Annotated in this window: 10 protein-coding genes; 5 read left to right on the forward strand and 5 right to left on the reverse strand. The window is 61.9% G+C overall.

Annotated elements, in window-relative coordinates; genetic code table 11:
* Positions 1-208: 208 nt before the first annotated feature.
* Positions 209-2584: a TonB-dependent receptor gene (locus tag ACZ1JM_RS14575; RefSeq protein ID WP_465133090.1), complete on the forward strand. Its 2376-nt coding sequence runs from the start codon at positions 209-211 to the stop codon at positions 2582-2584.
* A gap of 239 nt (positions 2585-2823) precedes the next feature.
* Here ACZ1JM_RS14575 and ACZ1JM_RS14580 read toward each other — a convergent pair whose 3' ends face one another.
* Positions 2824-3024 carry a hypothetical protein gene (locus ACZ1JM_RS14580; protein ID WP_465133091.1) on the reverse strand — a complete coding sequence of 67 codons (201 nt, stop codon included), beginning with the start codon at positions 3022-3024 and terminating at the stop codon, positions 2824-2826.
* A gap of 378 nt (positions 3025-3402) precedes the next feature.
* Here ACZ1JM_RS14580 and ACZ1JM_RS14585 point away from each other — a divergent pair, with 378 nt between their 5' ends.
* The 4 genes from ACZ1JM_RS14585 (at position 3403) to ACZ1JM_RS14600 (ending at position 14957) form a co-directional block, all read left to right on the forward strand.
* The gene (locus ACZ1JM_RS14585; protein ID WP_465133092.1) at positions 3403-4092 is read left to right on the forward strand and encodes a class I SAM-dependent methyltransferase; all 690 of its coding nucleotides are present in this window, start codon (positions 3403-3405) and stop codon (positions 4090-4092) included.
* A 5-nt stretch (positions 4093-4097) separates the two neighbouring features.
* A complete protein-coding gene (locus tag ACZ1JM_RS14590; RefSeq protein WP_465133093.1) occupies positions 4098-4535 on the forward strand; it encodes an NUDIX domain-containing protein in 438 nt (145 codons plus the stop codon).
* An 818-nt stretch (positions 4536-5353) separates the two neighbouring features.
* Positions 5354-6883, forward strand: a complete 1530-nt coding sequence (locus ACZ1JM_RS14595) for a ShlB/FhaC/HecB family hemolysin secretion/activation protein (RefSeq protein ID WP_465133094.1) — start codon at positions 5354-5356, stop codon at positions 6881-6883.
* 16 nt (positions 6884-6899) lie between these two features.
* Positions 6900-14957: a beta strand repeat-containing protein gene (locus ACZ1JM_RS14600; protein WP_465133095.1), complete on the forward strand. Its 8058-nt coding sequence runs from the start codon at positions 6900-6902 to the stop codon at positions 14955-14957.
* A gap of 648 nt (positions 14958-15605) precedes the next feature.
* Here the strand turns inward: ACZ1JM_RS14600 and ACZ1JM_RS14605 are convergent.
* The 4 genes from ACZ1JM_RS14605 to ACZ1JM_RS14620 are packed head-to-tail and all read right to left on the reverse strand — an operon-like array spanning position 15606 to position 19726.
* Complete coding sequence (locus ACZ1JM_RS14605) at positions 15606-16058, reverse strand: EF-hand domain-containing protein (protein WP_465133096.1); 453 nt, start codon at positions 16056-16058, stop codon at positions 15606-15608.
* Positions 16059-16085: 27 nt separating this feature from the next.
* Positions 16086-16877, reverse strand: a complete 792-nt coding sequence (locus ACZ1JM_RS14610) for a DUF4198 domain-containing protein (protein ID WP_465133097.1) — start codon at positions 16875-16877, stop codon at positions 16086-16088.
* Between the two features lie 17 nt (positions 16878-16894).
* Positions 16895-17710 (reverse strand): TonB family protein, encoded by an 816-nt coding sequence (locus tag ACZ1JM_RS14615; protein WP_465133098.1) that lies wholly within the window; start codon positions 17708-17710, stop codon positions 16895-16897.
* Between the two features lie 15 nt (positions 17711-17725).
* Positions 17726-19726: a TonB-dependent receptor plug domain-containing protein gene (locus tag ACZ1JM_RS14620; RefSeq protein WP_465133099.1), complete on the reverse strand. Its 2001-nt coding sequence runs from the start codon at positions 19724-19726 to the stop codon at positions 17726-17728.
* Positions 19727-20252: the final 526 nt, after the last annotated feature.

The following is a 20252-nucleotide window of genomic DNA, read 5'->3' on the forward strand; positions in this document are numbered from 1 at the left end:
AAGGCGGCCTTGCGGGTCACGTCGGTTCCGTTTGTGGCGTTGCGTAGGAGCACATGACCTAACGGGAGGTCATCCGAAGACCCACAAAGTTTTACTCTACCAGTTATGTAGAGAATCTTTGTTGCCGCGCAGCATGATTTATCTATCGAAATAGTTGAGTTTAAGGCGGCGTAGGTCACCGGTCGCATCACGCAATGAGGGTCCTTTCATGAAATCGTTCCTGCGTGCCACCACGCTCGCCCTGCTCGGGTCGAGCGCGCTGGCTGCCGCCCCCGCATATGCCGAAGAGGCACCCACCGCCGAAGCTGCCGCCGATGCGGGAGTTGGTTCGGGCGTCGATATCATCGTCACCGCTCGCCGGCGCAACGAGCGCATTCAGGACGTTCCGGTAGCCGCGAACGCCTTCGGAGGCGAACAACTGGCCGCGACGCGCACCTATAACTTGCGCGACTTGCAGCAGCTCACCCCCAGCCTCGTCGTCACCAACACCAACCCTCGCAACACGAGCATCAACATCCGCGGCCTAGGCAACAACGTCTCGGTCTACAACGACGGGCTGGAGCCGGCAGTCGGCGTCTATGTCGATCAGGTCTATCTCGCACGGCCCGGACAGGCGGTGTTCGATCTTTCGGACGTAGAGCGCATCGAAGTGCTGCGCGGCCCCCAGGGCACGCTGTTCGGCAAGAACACGTCGGCGGGCGCGGTGGTCGTCACTACAAAGTCACCCACGTTCGAACCAGAAGCGGGCGGCGACGTGACTCTCGGGAACTACGATTTCCGGCAGGTCCACGCTTATGCCAGCGGCGCCTTGGTCGATGACCTGCTGGCCGCGCGGCTCTACGTCTCGAAGACCGACCGAGACGGCTACATGACCAACCGCTATGACGGTTCGGACACGCAGGACTACCATGATTTCGGCCTACGCGGGCAGCTGCTGTTCACGCCTGCCAGCAACTTCAAGATTCGCCTGATCGGTGACTACGGCCGTCAGCATTCCAAGACAGCGGCGGCGGTGCTGACTGGGGTACTTTCGCAGTACGACAATGGAACGGCGTTCGCGAACAACTACTACGCCCGCGCCGCGCGCACCGGCTATACGCCGCTGCCGATCGATCCTTCGGCGCGGCAGGTCGATGTGGACGCCAACCCGCGCTATAGGATGAACCAGTGGGGCGTGACCTCGATTGCCGACCTCACCATCCCGGGCAACACGATCACCTCGGTCACTGCCTACCGCGCATGGAACTGGTATCCACACAATGACGGCGATTCCACTACCCTCGATGCCGGCACCGACTTTCACCAGAGCAATGAGCAGCGCCAGTTCAGCCAGGAACTGCGCATCGCCTCCGAAGGCACCCGCAAGATCGACTACGTCGCAGGTCTCTACTATTTGTGGCAGGCGATCGATGCCGAGGCGCTGAACGCCTATGGCAGCGACGCCGCCGCATGGTTCGTGGCGCCGAGCGTGGACCGCACCGCCGCTACGGCGGCACTCAACGGATACACCATCCTAGGTCGTTCGCGGCCAGTGACCAATAGCTACGCGGCTTTCGGCCAGACGATCTGGCACGTGACGCCCACGCTCGATCTTACCACGGGCCTGCGCTATACCTACGAGACCAAAACCGGCTGGTTCGAGCAGACCGCCACCGGCCCCAGCCTCGATGGGCTGACCACCGCGCAGCTTGCCGCCGCCAATACGATCCGGTCGCGCTACGGCGTCGCCAATTCCTATTCCGCCAGCACGAAGGAAGGCCGCTTGTCCGGCTCCGCGACGCTGTCATGGAAGGTCACACCTGACTCGCTGGTCTATGCGACGTATGGGCGCGGCCACAAGTTCGGCGGCCTCAACCTTGCCAACATCGTGACGACTGGGGCTTTCGCTGCCGATCCGGTCATCAAACCCGAGACGATCGACAGCTACGAGCTGGGCGTGAAGACCGCGTGGTTTGGAAATAGGCTGACCGCTAATCTGGCTGCGTTCTGGACCGACGACAGCGACTATCAGACCACTGTGGTTGACGTGGAGCGCAACAACCAGTCCTATTTCACTAACGTCGGCAAAGTGCGCACGCGAGGGTTCGAGGCAGACCTGCGGGCAACTCCTGCACCGTGGCTTTCACTCTACGCCTCGGGCGCGTTCACCGACGCCAAATACGTCGATTATGCCAATGCTCCATGCCCGATTGAGGTCGCCGGGCAGACTACGTGCGATCTCAGCGGGGAGCGCTTGCCTGGCGTATCGAAATGGGCGGCTTCTGCGGGTGGCGAGGCTCGCCAGGGTGTCGGCTCGGTGCTCGGCAGCGACAGCGAGGTCTATTTCGGCGCCGATTACAGCTACCGGTCGGACTTCAACACGACCGCCAGCCTTTCGCGCTATTCGCAGATTCCGGGCTATTCACTGGTCAACGCTCGCATCGGCGTACGTGCGCTCGACGGGGTGCTGGACATCCAATTCTGGGCGCGCAACCTGACCGACAAGCTCTATTACCTGAGCCTGTCGGCGGGGACCACCGGCTCCGTTACCGGAACCCTAGGCGACCCGCGCACGTACGGCGTTACACTCCGAACGAAGTTCTGACCTAATCAGAACGGCGCTGCTACCTGCGTGAACTCATAAAATTGGAGCGCGCGTATAGACGCATTCCGAAGATCGAAGCTTAGTGTTCGAAAGAATGGCCGGCCGATGCGGCCCGGTCATTTCGTTTTCCGCCGAAAATCCGACCGGTACTCAGATCAAATCTGACTTTGAGCAGATGGCTTTATGGCTCGAGATGGTGGGTTGCGGACGCTGGTGCAGGAACGATGTTGAACTGTGCCTTATAATCCCGGCTTGCCCCAACGGCCGGGGTGCCTTTCGTCAAACTCAGCTCCGAAAATCATGATCGCTTCTCTAAGAAGCTCCTGGCCCGCCGGAGAATAGCCCGACAGGGTGGCGTCGTCCTCCAGCCCCATGAGTGCTGTCATGAATCCGCCATAATAATCAGCAGGCGTGTCTTTGGTCGGATTCTCGGCCATCATTCCCAACACATGGCAGTAGGAACTAGCGTCCGCAATGGGTCGACGACGGAAAATCGGGTCTGGGACGAGCCACCATAATGGCAAGGGGCGCTGTTGCCCGCACGTTTATTCGCCATTGATCGACCAGCTATTCACGAACCGGCGAACGTCAACGCTCATTGGAGCCGCGACCATCAGTCGGGGAGGACAACTCTAAGACACTACCGGGGGCACTCGATATTAGGCATACATTCGCCGACACCGGCTATTGACCTGGCGAAAGTGAATATCGGGATGCCAAACAGCGCAGACGATCCGCTGCCCCATCTGCCTCATTCCTTGCAACGGTCGCAGTTAGGTCAGCGTGACTGGGGTGATGTCATGGGTTAGGCTCCACAAATGCTTGATAGCGAACGCCCACCAGTCCTTGCTCATCTGCGCTTCATCACAGAGCGAGAGCGTTTCAAGCATATGGGCCTTGCTGAGCGTTTCGCTTCGATCCACGTGAGCAATCTGTGGGGAGCCGAAACTTCCGTGTCAGGCTTAGGCTCGGAAGCTGAAGCAACTTCGCTCCTGAAGCGCCAATTGCCAGCGCTACTGCGAAAATTGAGCGTTGGGACTCTTCTCAACGCTCCTTGTGGCGATGCGGGCTGGATTGCCGACCTCGAGTTGCCAGATATCCGCTACATCGGTGTCGATATCGTCCCTGCGCTCTTTGCCGAGAACCAAAAACAGCACCACCTGCTAGGCAATTTCGTGCTGGCAGATATCACTGTCGACCCATTGCCGCTGGCAGATGCCATCCTTTGCCGTGACTGCCTGGTGCATCTCAGCTTTGCTAATATCAGGCGGGCGGTCGACAACTTCCGCCGCTCGGGCGCGCAATGGCTGATCGCTACTACCTTTCCCGGGTGGCAGAACAACAACGATTGCGAAGATGGTGACTGGCGAGCGCTCAACATGACGAGGCCACCCTTCGGTTGGTCGGCACCAGTCGAGCTCTTAAACGAGGGCTGTGAAGAGGCAAATGGCGGTTGGCGCGATAAAAGCCTTGCCGTCTGGAACCTCCTAAACTTGCCGATAGGCTGAACCTCATGCACACCATCGGCGTCTTTGCGTGCGTGTTCGATGATCAAGGCCGCGTTTTGTGCGTGCACGAAAATTATGGTGATCGGCTATGGGCGATGCCAGGCGGCAGACTTGAGGCAGGCGAGGACCCCGTCTCCGCCGTTGAACGTGAGGCCCTGGAGGAAGCAGCGGCCACCATCCGAGTAGACGGCCTTGCGGGCGTTTACGCCGCTACCCACCAGGACGACATAGTACTCCTGTTCACCGCGAATCTCGTCGAGCGAGCCACTCGATTGCCGGACGCTGAGATCAGCGAAGTAGGATTTTTCGCTGTCGACGCTTTGCCTGAACCGATGGGGCGGAACACACGCCTTCGGTTTGAAGATGTTTTCGCCGGAAAGTTAGGCGTTCTACGATCGCTGTCTGCGGCTGGCGTACTTATACCCGACCGATGCCTGCCCTAACGCCAACTACTCGCCGCTCTGATGAGGTGGCGGATTGAACAGATTGGCTGAGCGAACGACGGACTTTGTTCATGCAAAATCAGCCGAGTGTGTCCGTTATGGGTTGAAATCGGGAAGCAGCATTCGGGACAAAACGATCATTCGCGAGCGTGATCGGCGCTGTCCAGTTCTAGCGTTATGAGATATTTACTCAGATGCTCATCAGCCTTCAATAACTGCGCAAGACTCATAGATAAAGTTCGGCAGTTTAAATACCTGTTTCGGGGGAGCTGGTATTCTTCCGGGTTGGTTACGCGAACCAACCTCTCTCATTCTATGTCAGTTTGCTCCGCCCCGTCCGCCGACAGTAGGGATCTAAGCGCAACCCGCCTGAGCTTTCGCCAGCAAGGGATTTGAGATCAGCCATGATCTGAAAATTTATGCGCCGAGCTTCGTGATCATTCTTACTTTCTCAATCTACGAAATCTTGGTGGCGATTTGTCTGGGTAAGGGCGGTTCGATTTGATCAAAAGTTCGATGGCAAATTGCTGCATTTTGGCAGTAATTTTTCAGTCGGTGTTAATCAATTTGTATGGGTCCGATCATAAAGGGAAGCATCGCGAAGGCAGTCCAAATTCGGGGGAATCAATTTGCTACGGCGTTTCGTATGTCTGACCGGGATTTTTATTGCCGGTCTGCCGGCTATGGCGCACGCGCAGACTGCGAGCCAGATCACGCCGCCGAGTTTTGCCCCCCCGCGTGAGGACCGACCTGGGGCGCCCATTGTCTTACCGTCCAATGTTGTAAGTGAGACACCAGCAGGCTCTGATGCGCTCTTTGTGACCATAGCCGGGGTCGAACTTTCCGGAGGGAGTCTTTCGACCGAGACGCTTTCGACGTTGCGTGCTCGGATTGTTGGTCGGCGATTGTCTGTCGCGGACCTTTATTCCGCAGCCGCAGAAGCTGAGGCCGCGGAGGCGAGAGCTGGACGTATCCTCGTACGCGTCGCTATACCGCAGCAGCAACTCGCCGATGGTGCTACTTTGCGGCTGATCGTAGTCGAGGGGTTTGTTGAGCGGGTCGATACGTCATCGCTGCCGATGTCGGTGCGTGCCCGGATCGACGGGATCGCTGCCCGGCTCTTAGGTGACAGGGATATCACTCAAGCCGACCTTGAGCGTCGTCTCCTGCTGGCAGCAGATGTCCCTGGCGTTACCCTGCGCTCGACGCTTGCTGCAGGCGAAGAGCCCGGCGGTGTGGTGTTGCGGGTCGATGCCGATTACCGACCAGTGACCGGCTTCTTGTCGATAGACAATACATTGCCGGAAGTTCTCGGGCGCACCGCTTTTGGCATAGGGTTCGACTTCAACTCTGTTCTGGGTGCAGGTGAGCTGATCTATGTTCGCGCATCCGGTTTGCCCAATACAGGCAAGCGTACGAGTTTCCTTGATCCCACGCCGCGCAACCGTGCACTGGCGCTCGGGATGGTGGTGCCTCTTGGCAACGATGGGCTAACCTTTACGGTTGAGGGCACCGACGCGCGAACCGCCCCGCGGCGTGCATCATCGATACTGCCTGGCTTCGGTAGTCGTTTCCGGCGGCTGTCCAATACCCTGCGTTATCCCGTTGTTCGCCGCCGCTCGCTGACCGTTGGTGTGGAAGCCCGCCTGGATTTGCAGGACGAGCGGGTTCAGATCATCGACCCCGTCATCCTGCCGCTCTCAATGGACCGACTGCGTATTTTACGGGCGGCGGCAGACGTCACCACGTATTTGCCCGGTGGTGGGTTCGCACGCATCCGGGTCGATGGATCTTTTGGTATAAACGGCTTGGGTGCGCGCTCTGCGGCTGATGCAACGCAAACGCTGCCGTTGTCGCGATCTGGCAGCGATGCGTCGTTCCAGAAGCTGACGGCGACGATTGCAATCGATCAACCAGTGGGAAGCCGTCTGACATTTGCAGGTCGCGCACATGCCCAGACGTCTTTCGGCCAGGTGATGGCCAATTCAGAGCAGATCGGTATCGCAAATGTCGAAGGGTTGTCACCACTTCCCTCTGGTCTGATTCAGGGCGACCGAGGCTACGTTGTTCGCGGAGAGGCGCGTGTACCTTTCCCCGTTGTGCGATCGGACGTGTTTGCCAGCTTCGCGCCTTATGCCTTCGCTGCCCAAGGTGCAGTTCGGTACGAGCAGCCAACGGTGTTCGAACGCCGTACGACCAGCGCTTTTGCCTATGGTGTTGGTGCACGTCTTGCCGGCCAGATGCCGGGAGGATCGCCAGGCATCACCGCCGGGGTTGAATATGGCCGCGTCCATCTCGACGGTTTGCGACCGGATCGCCTGACGTTCACCGTCTTTGCCAGTTTCTAAGCAAGAGTCTCCGCCCATGATCCGCAAGCTGTCCATCGCCCTTCTCGCCACGACTAGCCTCGTTCCCGCGATCGGGATCGCCCAGGTTCTGCCATCGGGCGGCGAAGTCGCTGCCGGACAGGCGACAATTACTCCTACCGCACCTGGTTCGATGCAGATCGTTCAGGGAACTGACCGTGCAATCATCAACTGGCAGAGCTTTTCGGTTGGTGAAGGCGGGCGCGTCAACATTCAGCAGCCGAGTGTGGAGGCGGCGCTGCTCAATCGCGTCACCGGTGATACGACAAGCACGATCGCCGGCCAGATCAGCGCAAATGGCCGGGTCTTCCTCGTTAATCCCAACGGCATCCTCATCACCAAAACCGGCAGTGTGAACGCGGCCGGCTTCACCGGCTCGACGCTCGATATCACGGACAAGGCATTCATGGCCGGTTCGAATGAGTTGACCGTGACAACGCCGCGGATCGCGCAACCGATCCGCTATGCGCAGGGAGGCTTCGCCGGTTTGCTGTCAGGCCTGGAAACGAACGACTATGTCGTCGCCAAGGTCCGCGATCTGAGTGGCAGCGGCGGTCAGGCGCTCGATCTGGACGGTGCGGGCTTTCTTCAGGTCAAGATGCCCGAGGCGGGGATCACCGTCGCTGGTCGCATCACCGCCAATGATATCGTATTGACGGCTGGCACTGCGCGCGACGCGGCGCGCGGCGTCGTCAACATATCGGGTGCACTCAACGCGTCTTCGGTTTCAGCCAAGGGCGGCACGATCACGCTGACCGGGAATACCGTGAACCTCACCGGTGCGAACATCGATGCCTCGGGCGCAACAGGTGGCGGTCGCATCCGCGTCGGTGGTGAGTATCAAGGCGGGGAGGGGTTGGCGCGCGCCGCTCAGCTGACCGTGGATGGCACATCCACGCTGAAGGCTGACGCGACGGCAAGCGGCGCCGGCGGCAGCATCGTGCTGTGGAGCGACGACAAGACGAGCTTTGCGGGTACGATCAGTGCCAAGGGCGCCAATGGCGGCGTGGGCGGCGATGCGGAAGTATCTGGCAAGGCGGTGCTGAGCTATAGCGGCACCGCCGATCTGACCGGCAGCCGCTTTGGCACGTTGCTGCTCGATCCGTACAATGTCACGATATCGAGCGGGACGGACAGCAATCAGTCAGGCTTTGCCGCGACCGGCAACGACAGCGTCATCAACGTGACGACACTGCAGAATGCCCTGGGCACTGCCAATGTCACGGTCTCGACCGGTGCTAGCGGATCGGCGGGCAGCCAGACCGGTGACATCTTTGTGGATGCGCCGATCGCCTGGTCGTCCGGATCATTGCTCACCCTGTCTGCGGCGGGCGAAATCTTCCTCAACCAGAATATCAACGTAAACGGCGGCGGTAAGCTTGCGTTGAATTTCGCCACCACCAACGCGCTGACAGGCGGGCTGGTCTATGGCGTTGGCGCCAAGGTCAGCTTTGCCGATGGCCAGTCGGGCCAATCGCTCGCTATGAATGGTGCTGCTTACACGCTGCTGCGCTCCATGGCGGACATCGATGGGATAGACGGCCTATCCGCAGTAGATGGTACCACGATCACATCGTCGGGCGGCAATGCAGCTCGCTATGCGCTCGCGAAAGATCTGAGTGCGGGCGGGGTGACCTACACCAGGGGCCTGATCCAAACGTTCAGCGGAGCGCTGGAGGGCCTGGGGCATGCCGTAGATGGTTTGACGATACAATCTTCTGGGGCATTTGCGGGCCTGATTGGGCAAGTGGCGTCGAGCAATCCCGTTGTCATCAGAGGGATTGCCCTCTCCAACGTCGCGATTTCCAATTCAGGCACAACGTCAGGCGCACTGGTTGCCGATTATCGAGGCAACGGCCTGATAAGTCAGGTAAGCTCGACCGGCACAGTGCAAGGCATGTCTCAAGTCGGCGGCCTGATCGGACTCCAACAGGGAGGCCAAACGGCATTATCCTACTCGACAGCCAACGTATCCAACAGCCTACAATCTACTACGAGCAATGTGGGTGGCTTGATAGGTACGCTTTCGGGAACCGCAAAACTAAACCAATCCTATGCGACGGGATCGGTGGTTACGAACGGGACCAACACCTCTCTGGTGGGCGGCGGCCTTGTCGGTACACTGAGTGGCACGGTTGCCGCCATAAAGCAGAGCTACGCGACCGGTGCGGTGTCAGGAAACGGAAATGCGTATCTCGGCGGGCTTTTAGGCCGTTTCACAAGCGCCGGTCAGCTATCCTTAACTGAAACCTATTCGACCGGTGCAGTGTCCGGCGGACAACCGGGCGGTTTGGTCGGTCAAATAAACCCCTCGGCGACCAACGTGACCGTGACCTCGTCCTATTGGGATGCGCAAGCGTCGGGGCAGACAACCAGCCCAAGTGGCACGGGCCAAACGACAGCCCAGTTGCAGAGCGGCACCCTGCCGAGCGGGTTCGACGCCTCGGCATGGGTGGCAGCGCCGGGCTTTTACCCCGTGCTCGCCGGTGCCGCAAAATCCGGCACCTCAGGCTCAACGCCGACGATGCAGGTCATCACTGGCTCGGGCCTGCTGTCGAATGGCGGCGGTGCGTCTGGCGCGTCGATCGGGCTTTACTACAACGGCAGCCTGCTGAGCGGAAACAGCGTCACTACGGATTCAACTGGCGCCTATCGCGCGCTGGTACCAACGGCGACACTGTCCGGCACCTTTGCGATCGGCCAGACCATAACGCTGTCGGGTGCAGGCAATGTCAGCGGCCTTGCCTATGGTGATAATTACACCACCGGCAATGATGGCAATGTCAGCGGCCTCGTCGTGCGGTCCGGATCGCAGGCGATCACCACCGGTCTGGGCAGCAGCAGCGCGCTGGGTACGGCGTTGGGGTCTACCTTTGGCAGTGATCTGACCGCTATCAATCAGGCGCTCATCGCAACGCCGGTCGCCATCACCGCACGTAATGGGGGCGGCTTCGCAATCGACACAGCGCAAGCCGGGGGCGCTTACACGCTTACGGCGCTCGGACCACTCAGCATCAGCGCCGGAGTCACGGCGCAAGGCGCCGCCAAGCTGACGAGCGCGGGAACGATAACGATCGGTGCAGGCGGCTCGGTGACAAGCGCGGCGTCCGGCGATGCCATTCTGCTTGCGGCAACTTCGACCTTTACCAACAATGGCGGATCGAACGCGCTGTCGGCGACCAACGGCCGTTGGCTCGTCTATCAGGGGAGCGGCACAGGCGGTGTGCGTGGCGGCCTTGCCGGAAGTAATTTTTATAACGACAGCTTCGACTTCACGGCTGGCACTTTCGCCAGCACGCCAGCCAGTGGCAACCGTTTCGTATATGCCGCTCAGCCGACGCTGACCGTCACCGCCAATACCGTCAGCTCGGCTTACAACGGGTCGGCGCAAAGCGGTACTTATGCTGTGTCCAACCTGATCAACGGCGATACCGCCGGGACCGCGTTGGGCGGCACGGCGACCGGCCTGACCACGTCGGCCAAGGACGTTGGCAGCTACACGTTGACGCCGGGAGGCTTGCTCTCGTCAATCGGCTACGCCATCAACTACGCCAGTGGAACATACAGCATCACGCCCGCGATGCTTTCCTATGTCGCATCGACGGCAAACCGGGCGTATGGCGATGCCAATCCGACTTTTGCGGGCAGCGTCACCGGTTTTCTGGGCAGCGACACGCAGCTTAACAGCACCACAGGTACGCTCGCTTTCTCAAGCCCAGCAACCGGTGTATCGAATGCCGGAAGCTATGCCATCAACGGTAGTGGTCTGTCGGCCGCGAATTACACGTTCGGGCAAAATATCGGCAATGCGACGGCGCTGACCATCGGCCAGCGCTCGCTCACGGTCACCGCCGATGCCAAAACCCGCGTCTACGGCGATGCCAACCCGGCGCTGACCTATACGGTGGGCGGCCAGGGCCTGGTCAATGGCGATACGCTGAGCGGCAGCCTCGCCACTCTGGCGGGCGCCACCAGCAACGTCGGCAGCTACGCGATCACGCAAGGCACGCTTGCTGCGGGCGGCAACTATGCGCTGGGCTACACCGGGGCCGCGCTGACCATCGGCCAGCGCTCGCTCACGGTCACCGCCGACGCCAAAACCCGCGTCTACGGCGATGCCAATCCGGCGCTGACCTATACGGTGGGCGGCCAGGGTCTGGTCAATGGCGATACGCTGAGCGGCGGCCTCGCCACTCTGGCGGGCGCCACCAGCAACGTCGGCAGCTACGCGATCACGCAAGGCACGCTTGCTGCGGGCGGCAACTATGCGCTGGGCTACACCGGAGCCGCGCTGACCATCGGCCAGCGCTCGCTCACGGTCACCGCCGATGCCAAGAGCCGGGTGTATGGCGATGCCAACCCGGCGCTGACCTATACGGTGGGCGGCCAGGGTCTGGTCAATGGCGATACGCTGAGCGGCAGCCTCGCCACTCTGGCGGGCGCCACCAGCAACGTCGGCAGCTACGCGATCACGCAAGGCACGCTTGCTGCGGGCGGCAACTATGCGCTGGGCTACACCGGGGCCGCGCTGACCATCGGCCAGCGCTCGCTCACGGTCACCGCCGACGCCAAAACCCGGGTCTACGGCGATGCCAATCCGGCGCTGACCTATACGGTGGGCGGCCAGGGTCTGGTCAATGGCGATACGCTGAGCGGCAGCCTCGCCACTCTGGCGGGCGCCACCAGCAACGTCGGCAGCTACGCGATCACGCAAGGCACGCTTGCTGCGGGCGGCAACTATGCGCTGGGCTACACCGGGGCCGCGCTGACCATCGGCCAGCGCTCGCTCACGGTCACCGCCGATGCCAAAACCCGCGTCTACGGCGATGCCAACCCGGCGCTGACCTATACGGTGGGCGGCCAGGGCCTGGTCAATGGCGATACGCTGAGCGGCGGCCTCGCCACTCTGGCGGGCGCCACCAGCAACGTCGGCAGCTACGCGATCACGCAAGGCACGCTCGCTGCGGGCGGCAACTATGCGCTGGGCTACACCGGGGCCGCGCTGACCATCGGCCAGCGCTCGCTCACGGTCACCGCCGACGCCAAGAGCCGCGTCTACGGCGATGCCAATCCGGCGCTGACCTATACGGTGGGCGGCCAGGGTCTGGTCAATGGCGATACGCTGAGCGGCAGCCTCGCCACTCTGGCGGGCGCCACCAGCAACGTCGGCAGCTACGCGATCACGCAAGGCACGCTCGCTGCGGGCGGCAACTATGCGCTGGGCTACACCGGGGCCGCGCTGACCATCGGCCAGCGCTCGCTCACGGTCACCGCCGACGCCAAGAGCCGGGTGTACGGCGATGCCAATCCGGCGCTGACCTATACGGTGGGCGGCCAGGGTCTGGTCAATGGCGATACGCTGAGCGGCGGCCTCGCCACTCTGGCGGGCGCCACCAGCAACGTCGGCAGCTACGCGATCACGCAAGGCACGCTCGCTGCGGGCGGCAACTATGCGCTGGGCTACACCGGGGCCGCGCTGACCATCGGCCAGCGCTCGCTCACGGTCACCGCCGACGCCAAGAGCCGCGTCTACGGCGATGCCAATCCGGCGCTGACCTATACGGTGGGCGGCCAGGGTCTGGTCAATGGCGATACGCTGAGCGGCAGCCTCGCCACTCTGGCGGGCGCCACCAGCAACGTCGGCAGCTACGCGATCACGCAAGGCACGCTCGCTGCGGGCGGCAACTATGCGCTGGGCTACACCGGGGCCGCGCTGACCATCGGCCAGCGCTCGCTCACGGTCACCGCCGACGCCAAGAGCCGCGTCTACGGCGATGCCAATCCGGCGCTGACCTATACGGTGGGCGGCCAGGGTCTGGTCAATGGCGATACGCTGAGCGGCAGCCTCGCCACGCTGGCGGGCGCCACCAGCAACGTCGGCAGCTACGCGATCACGCAAGGCACGCTCGCTGCGGGCGGCAACTATGCGCTGGGCTACACCGGGGCCGCGCTGACCATCGGCCAGCGCTCGCTCACGGTCACCGCCGACGCCAAGAGCCGCGTCTACGGCGATGCCAATCCGGCGCTGACCTATACGGTGGGCGGCCAGGGTCTGGTCAATGGCGATACGCTGAGCGGCGGCCTCGCCACTCTGGCGGGCGCCACCAGCAACGTCGGCAGCTACGCGATCACGCAAGGCACGCTCGCTGCGGGCGGCAACTATGCGCTGGGCTACACCGGGGCCGCGCTGACCATCGGCCAGCGCTCGCTCACGGTCACCGCCGACGCCAAGAGCCGGGTGTACGGCGATGCCAATCCGGCGCTGACCTATACGGTGGGCGGCCAGGGTCTGGTCAATGGCGATACGCTGAGCGGCGGCCTCGCCACTCTGGCGGGCGCCACCAGCAACGTCGGCAGCTACGCGATCACGCAAGGCACGCTCGCTGCGGGCGGCAACTATGCGCTGGGCTACACCGGGGCCGCGCTGACCATCGGCCAGCGCTCGCTCACGGTCACCGCCGACGCCAAGAGCCGCGTCTACGGCGATGCCAATCCGGCGCTGACCTATACGGTGGGCGGCCAGGGTCTGGTCAATGGCGATACGCTGAGCGGCAGCCTCGCCACTCTGGCGGGCGCCACCAGCAACGTCGGCAGCTACGCGATCACGCAAGGCACGCTCGCTGCGGGCGGCAACTATGCGCTGGGCTACACCGGGGCCGCGCTGACCATCGGCCAGCGCTCGCTCACGGTCACCGCCGACGCCAAGAGCCGGGTGTACGGCGATGCCAATCCGGCGCTGACCTATACGGTGGGCGGCCAGGGTCTGGTCAATGGCGATACGCTGAGCGGCGGCCTCGCCACTCTGGCGGGCGCCACCAGCAACGTCGGCAGCTACGCGATCACGCAAGGCACGCTCGCTGCGGGCGGCAACTATGCGCTGGGCTACACCGGGGCCGCGCTGACCATCGGCCAGCGCTCGCTCACGGTCACCGCCGACGCCAAGAGCCGCGTCTACGGCGATGCCAATCCGGCGCTGACCTATACGGTGGGCGGCCAGGGTCTGGTCAATGGCGATACGCTGAGCGGCAGCCTCGCCACGCTGGCGGGCGCCACCAGCAACGTCGGCAGCTACGCGATCACGCAAGGCACGCTCGCTGCGGGCGGCAACTATGCGCTGGGCTACACCGGGGCCGCGCTGACCATCGGCCAGCGCTCGCTCACGGTCACCGCCGACGCCAAGAGCCGCGTCTACGGCGATGCCAATCCGGCGCTGACCTATACGGTGGGCGGCCAGGGTCTGGTCAATGGCGATACGCTGAGCGGCAGCCTCGCCACGCTGGCGGGCGCCACCAGCAACGTCGGCAGCTACGCGATCACGCAAGGCACGCTCGCTGCGGGCGGCAACTATGCGCTGGGCTACACCGGGGCCGCGCTGACCATCGGCCAGCGCTCGCTCACGGTCACCGCCGACGCCAAAACCCGCGTCTACGGCGATGCCAATCCGGCGCTGACCTATACGGTGGGCGGCCAGGGTCTGGTCAATGGCGATACGCTGAGCGGCGGCCTCGCCACTCTGGCGGGCGCCACCAGCAACGTCGGCAGCTACGCGATCACGCAAGGCACGCTCGCTGCGGGCGGCAACTATGCGCTGGGCTACACCGGGGCCGCGCTGACCATCGGCCAGCGCTCGCTCACGGTCACCGCCGACGCCAAGAGCCGCGTCTACGGCGATGCCAATCCGGCGCTGACCTATACGGTGGGCGGCCAGGGTCTGGTCAATGGCGATACGCTGAGCGGCGGCCTCGCCACTCTGGCGGGCGCCACCAGCAACGTCGGCAGCTACGCGATCACGCAAGGCACGCTCGCTGCGGGCGGCAACTATGTTTTCAATTTCATGCCATCAACTTTGATCATTCGGTCATCTCAGGCTTCGACGCCGCTCGCCACGGCAGGAGCACAGCAGCGTGACAGCTATGGCCGTATAGAATTGCCAACCGTGAATGCTGCAACGTTGATAACGTTCACAAGCGGCAATGCCGCGATGATCAACGAGGAACGTGCATCTGATCGTGACGTATGCACCAAGGAGATTGCTTGCCATGGTCAGGACAATTAATCCGACGAGAATTGTTCTACATTCCGAGCAACGTGTGGCCACTCATCAGACCCAGCTCGCCAATCCCGTTCCGATGACAGGAATCAGGCTTTGAAGTCCGGCTTGCCGGCAATCGGATGACTGATTCCGTCACTACAACGCGTGCTGCGCATAAGGTCGAAGACGTATCTTGGTCGCGACACGCCGGTTAGTGGACAGTCCGGACCCAGGGGTGTGAAATTGGTGCCTGAATGGCAACTAAGGGTCGTAAACTGAACACCGGAAGGGTGGATCAACAGAAATGGCCACTTGGAACGGGAATACTTCCAGAAAAGGTGCCGTTGGCCAACAATGTGAACGCCGCCTATGCCGTTGGGTATCGCCCTTGACATGGGCACGTCCCATGAAGGCGGTCTTGAAGCGATGATCGCGGCCCAGCAGTTCGCCGTGATCGACCTTGGTTAGGACGGGTGCATCATTTCGACCTGCATCATACGCCTGACGATACGCTCCCCAAAGTCGAACTCGCCGCCGCGCAATTTCGCTGCCGGCGCCGGTCCTGGCCTACTGTCCAGAGGCAACTGATAGATAGGGAAGCTGACGAGGTCTCGATGCTCATAAAGCGCCATGAGGCAGGCCGACCAGCCCGCCGCATGGACCGCTCAGGCTTCAATACGAACCCGAAGTGTCAGCTGCATCGACGACACCGTCGCCGTTGGTGTCAAGGCGCTCGAACATCCGCTCGCCGGACGCGTTGAACTCGGCGAGCGTCAGGTTGCCATCCTTATCAGTATCGAGGACGCCGAAGCGCACGTAAGCCTGCTTCAACTGGCCCTCTGGCGCCTTGGCGTTTTTGCCGAAGCGGCCGTTGAACTCGCCAACGTAGTCCGCCTCAGTTACCTTGCCGTCGCCGTCTAGGTCGAAGGTGTGATACTTGGCCTCCCGGACGGCGGCGAACTCGGCGGCAGTGACGCGGCCGTCTTGGTTGGCATCGTTCTCGCGCAGAAACGCGTCCTTGCCGTGGCCGGGAGCTGCGCGGCGCTCTTCCGCGGACTGCGCGAAGGTGCTTTGGCTGGCCGAAAGAGCGAATATGAGGCCTATGAAAAGGTTAGTCTTGGTCATGGTCTTCTCCGTTGCACTGGAACTGGATCACTCTTCGACCTGGAAGGTGAGGGAGGTAGTGTAGCTGCGCTCACTGGTGCCCGAGCCTGTCGGCGCTTCGGCACGAAGGCGCGTCATCAGGACGTAAGTGCCGGCGCGGTCGAACTTGATCACGGCCTTACCCTCTGCGTCGGTACTGATCTGACGGCGGTCGATTGCCTCTTCATAGTCCGCGCCACCCCGCTCCAGCTGCAGTTCGTGCCCGGCCAACGGCTTACTGTCGAACAACACCGTGAGCGTGAACGGCGTGTCGAGATAAAGCTTGCTCGGATGCGTCACCGGCTGGATGCGCAGGCGACCGATCGCCACCTCGACCGGCGCGCGGGTCGGCTCCCTCTTGGAAACGTAGGCGTCGGCGACAGTCTCGGTCTGGCTCGTACGAACGCGCGTGGCGTCCTTGGGTATGTCGCCGTGGACCGGTTGCCACTTACCACCGACCAGAGCGCTGGTGCCCACCCGGCCAAGACGCACGCCGGTGGTGAAGCGATAAGTCCCCTCGGCATCAAGCGCGCTTTCGAGCACCACCATCTGCTTGAGCGGAGTGATCGACTGGAAGCTGCCGCGCGATCCGTCGGGAAGAACGACGTGGTAGTCACTGGCGTCCACCGGGATTTCGGGTCGGAAGAATTTCTCGGCGAAGGCCGATTCAACCGTCACCATCTTCTCGGTGTTGGCCGCGAAGACCTTGGGCAGAAGATAGGACGTGTGGGCAAGCGCGGCGCCGGGAGCGACGCTGACGGCGCACAGCAGCGCGGCGATGCCTGCAGGAAGTCTGGTCATGGTTGGAGCTGTCCTCATCATTGTCCGGTTATCTCGAAAGTGAAACTGTGCGCTTCGTCGTCCGGCGGACGCGGGAAGGGCGATGCCCGGCGGACCAAAGCCATCGCCTCGTGATCGAACCGGGAGGAGCCTGATGTGCGCTCCACGTGGATCGCGCGCGCGGCACCGTCCACATCGACGGTGAAAGCGATCAGCACTTCGCCCGCACCAATAGTATTGCCTCGCTGATAGCGTTTAAGGTGTTGATAGACGCGACCGCTAAAATTGCTGACAGTGGAGTTGCCTACCTGAGCGAAATTCCCTCCGCTGCCACCCTTCCCCTTTGCCTCGACCGCACTTTCCGCGTCTGGTGTGGGTGGGCGCACCTGTCGCCCCGGCTCCGCCACGACCGGTGTAACGAGCGCGGCGGCGGGGATCAGTTTGGCTACATGCAACTGCCGCGTGATCGTTGCGGCGGTGCCTTCGCCTATCCGCCCAAGTCCGTCACTGCCAGCCTGCGCCACTGATGGCGCTTGGGGCTGCGCCGCTGATCGAGCCTCGGGGACGATGCTCTGCGAGGGAACTTCGGCAGGCGGCGTTATCGCGCGTTTCGGCGGCTGTCGCGCATCGGCCAGCGGCGGCATTTTCGGTCCGGGTCCGCCTTCGCGCATAGAGAGGTCGATACTGACAAGACGGGAGCGGGTGCCCCCCTGCACCAGCATGGTCTCGCTCCAGGTAAGCACCAGCAGCGCCGCCACCACGGCGTGCGCGGTGACTGAGGCGGCCATGGCATTCAGGTCGATCCGTGCAAATGGACCTGCCCCAAACTCAAATCTGCCTATCTCGGAAGCCATGCCGCCTCGCCTTCCTTAAAACATCTTTGATAGAGCGGCCTTGAAATTGCGCCCTACTGCCGGGCGCGTGGACAGCGCTGACTGGTAATATGTATCGAAGATGTTCTCGACGCTCAGGCGCAGCGCGACGTTCTCGAAGATTCCCCCGCTCGGCGTGATGGTGGCGCGCAGGTTGTGGACGTCGAAGCCCTTGTGCTCGATGCCGTTGATGTCGAGGTCTTCGGCGAGGGTCGTTTCCCAGCGCACGTCCAGCAGATTGCCGAAGCGCTTGCCGGCCGAGAGCATGTAGGTCTTCTGCGGGAGGTTGGTCCAGTCGTCGATCACGCCGGTAGTGCGCAGGCGCTCGCCGTCGGGAATGGTCGCGTTGAAGTCGATGTAGACCCCGCTCGCGGTAGCGTAGGACGCCTCGATCTCGAAGCCGTCGAGGTAGACTTCGCGCACGCCTGAATAGGCGGTATTATCGGTCAGCTCGGTGTCGTAGTAATTGACCTTGATCGCCAGATGATCGCCTTTGCCGAGCAGATCGGTTCGGTCGAACGAACCGCCTGCTTCCCAAGTGCGGCTTTTTTCTGGCTGGTTCATGTACGTGGCGTTATCGAGGTCGTCGATGATCGGCAGGTTACGCGTACGCGCCCAGCTGCCGAACGCGGCTAGACCAAATGGCAGCTCGTAACGTGCGGAGACGCCGCCCATCCATGCCTTGTTGTTATAGGATACGGGCGTACCGGTGCGGTCGGACTTGACGTTCGAGGTCTCCCAGCGGATCGCCGGGCTCAGCGTGAAGCCCTTGAACAAGCCGATTTCGTCAACTGCGAAGGCGGCCATGCGCTTGTCGGTGCCGCCCGGCGCGCTGTTCGCATCAGCGCGCTTTTTGTGGATGTACTCGACCCCGAAGTGCAGGTTGTGGCGGATCGGCCCTGTTATGAACAGCGAGGCGTTCTTCAAAGTGATCTTGGACGTCTCGTAGCGATGATCGGCGTCCAGTACGGGCGAGATCGGAGTGCCGACTGCACTCTGGTCGATCTCCTGATTGGCGTAGGTGTAGAGCAGCTGGAGATTGACCGCATCATTATCGACCGGCCTGTAGCCGTAGGACACCGTCAGCACCTGGCTCTTAGTGTCGCGGTCGACATTGCCGAAAATACCCGCCGTGGTGCCGAAGCTGTCGTAGGGTACGTCGCGGTCGCTGGTGCTGGTCTGATTGAAGCTCGCCGCGACGGTGTGGGTGTTATCAGCGCCGAAATGGAACGCGCCCTTCAGCAGGAAGCTGGGCAAGTCGAAGCTACTGTTGCCGATATCGTCGCCATGCCCGTCTTGCTGCGTGTTCTGGGTCCGCCAGGTGTAGTTCGCCAGAAGCTCGAACTGCTCGGTCGGCATCGCCGCGACGGTAGTGGATGTCGCGAAGCCGTTGCCGTTGGTCTGGCCCGAAACCGTTTGGCTAGCAGTGATGCCGGTCTTTCCATTGAGGACGCTGGATGCATCGTTAGTCTCCAGCAACACCACGCCGCCGATGATGCCTGAACCCCACTCGAAGCTGCCAACGGTTCCCCGGATAACGCTAGCTTGCTTGTAGAGCAGCGGGTCGGTGAAGAGTTGAGTGCCGACGCGGTAAATCTCTTCCGAGCCTGTGGTAGCGCCATCGACGACGAAGGCGACCTTCTGGTCCGTGCCATAGGTACCGTTGGCTCCGAAGCCGCGGATGTTAATCCCCGAGCCGATCGGGGTTGAACCGTTGATAAGCGTGACGCCGGGAACAGAATCCAGCAATTCCGCGATAGTGGAGGCCTGGCGGTCCTCGATTTCCTTGCGGTCGATCACAGTGATTGGCGTCGCAATGTCAGTCTGGATGGCGCGGGTGCTCTCGCCTATGTCGATAGTCCCGAGAAATTCACCGGCCTGCTTGTCCTTGTCCGTGGCGGTATCGCCAGCGGAAACCTGCGCAAGGGCTGGAGCGGTTAGAAGAAAGGCGATGGCTGACGCGCCGCCAAGCGCTCGGGCGGCAAATCTGCGAAGCATACTTAAATTCCCCTTACGCTAATGCGAATCGTATGCATTAGCATCAAGGCCAATCGCGAAACTTTTGCGATCCGTAAAGCACTTTCTGCAAACGGCCGATTGTGCCGGCGATGGACCGGTTATCGGACCAAGCCGCTGTCAGGGCACAGTCGCTCGTCTAGCCTAATCAGGTAATGCAGAGGGTGGAGTACGGCGGTGGGCATCAGAACCGCACAACAGCCCCCCTTTGACTGATGCGGATAAGCGCTGGAACTGCCGGTTACCCCCGTCTTGCGCCGCTCAGGCTTGTCGTGACGCAAGTGGTGCAGATGATAGCGTTCGGATAGGGACTCCTGGGCGTTGTCGCCTAGTCTGATCATCACCTGCTTGCGCCAAATTCTAGTCAGGATGATGGCCGCACGGACGTCGGTGTTGACTGAAAGACGATACGGACCAACTGGCGGCCGCCATCTCTTCAGAAATTAATAGAACTGGGCTCAAAAGCATCGCCTCGGCTATATTCGCGAGATCATGGAAAAGGTCTTCG

It is taken from the genome of Novosphingobium sp. BL-S-24 (genome assembly GCF_055521575.1).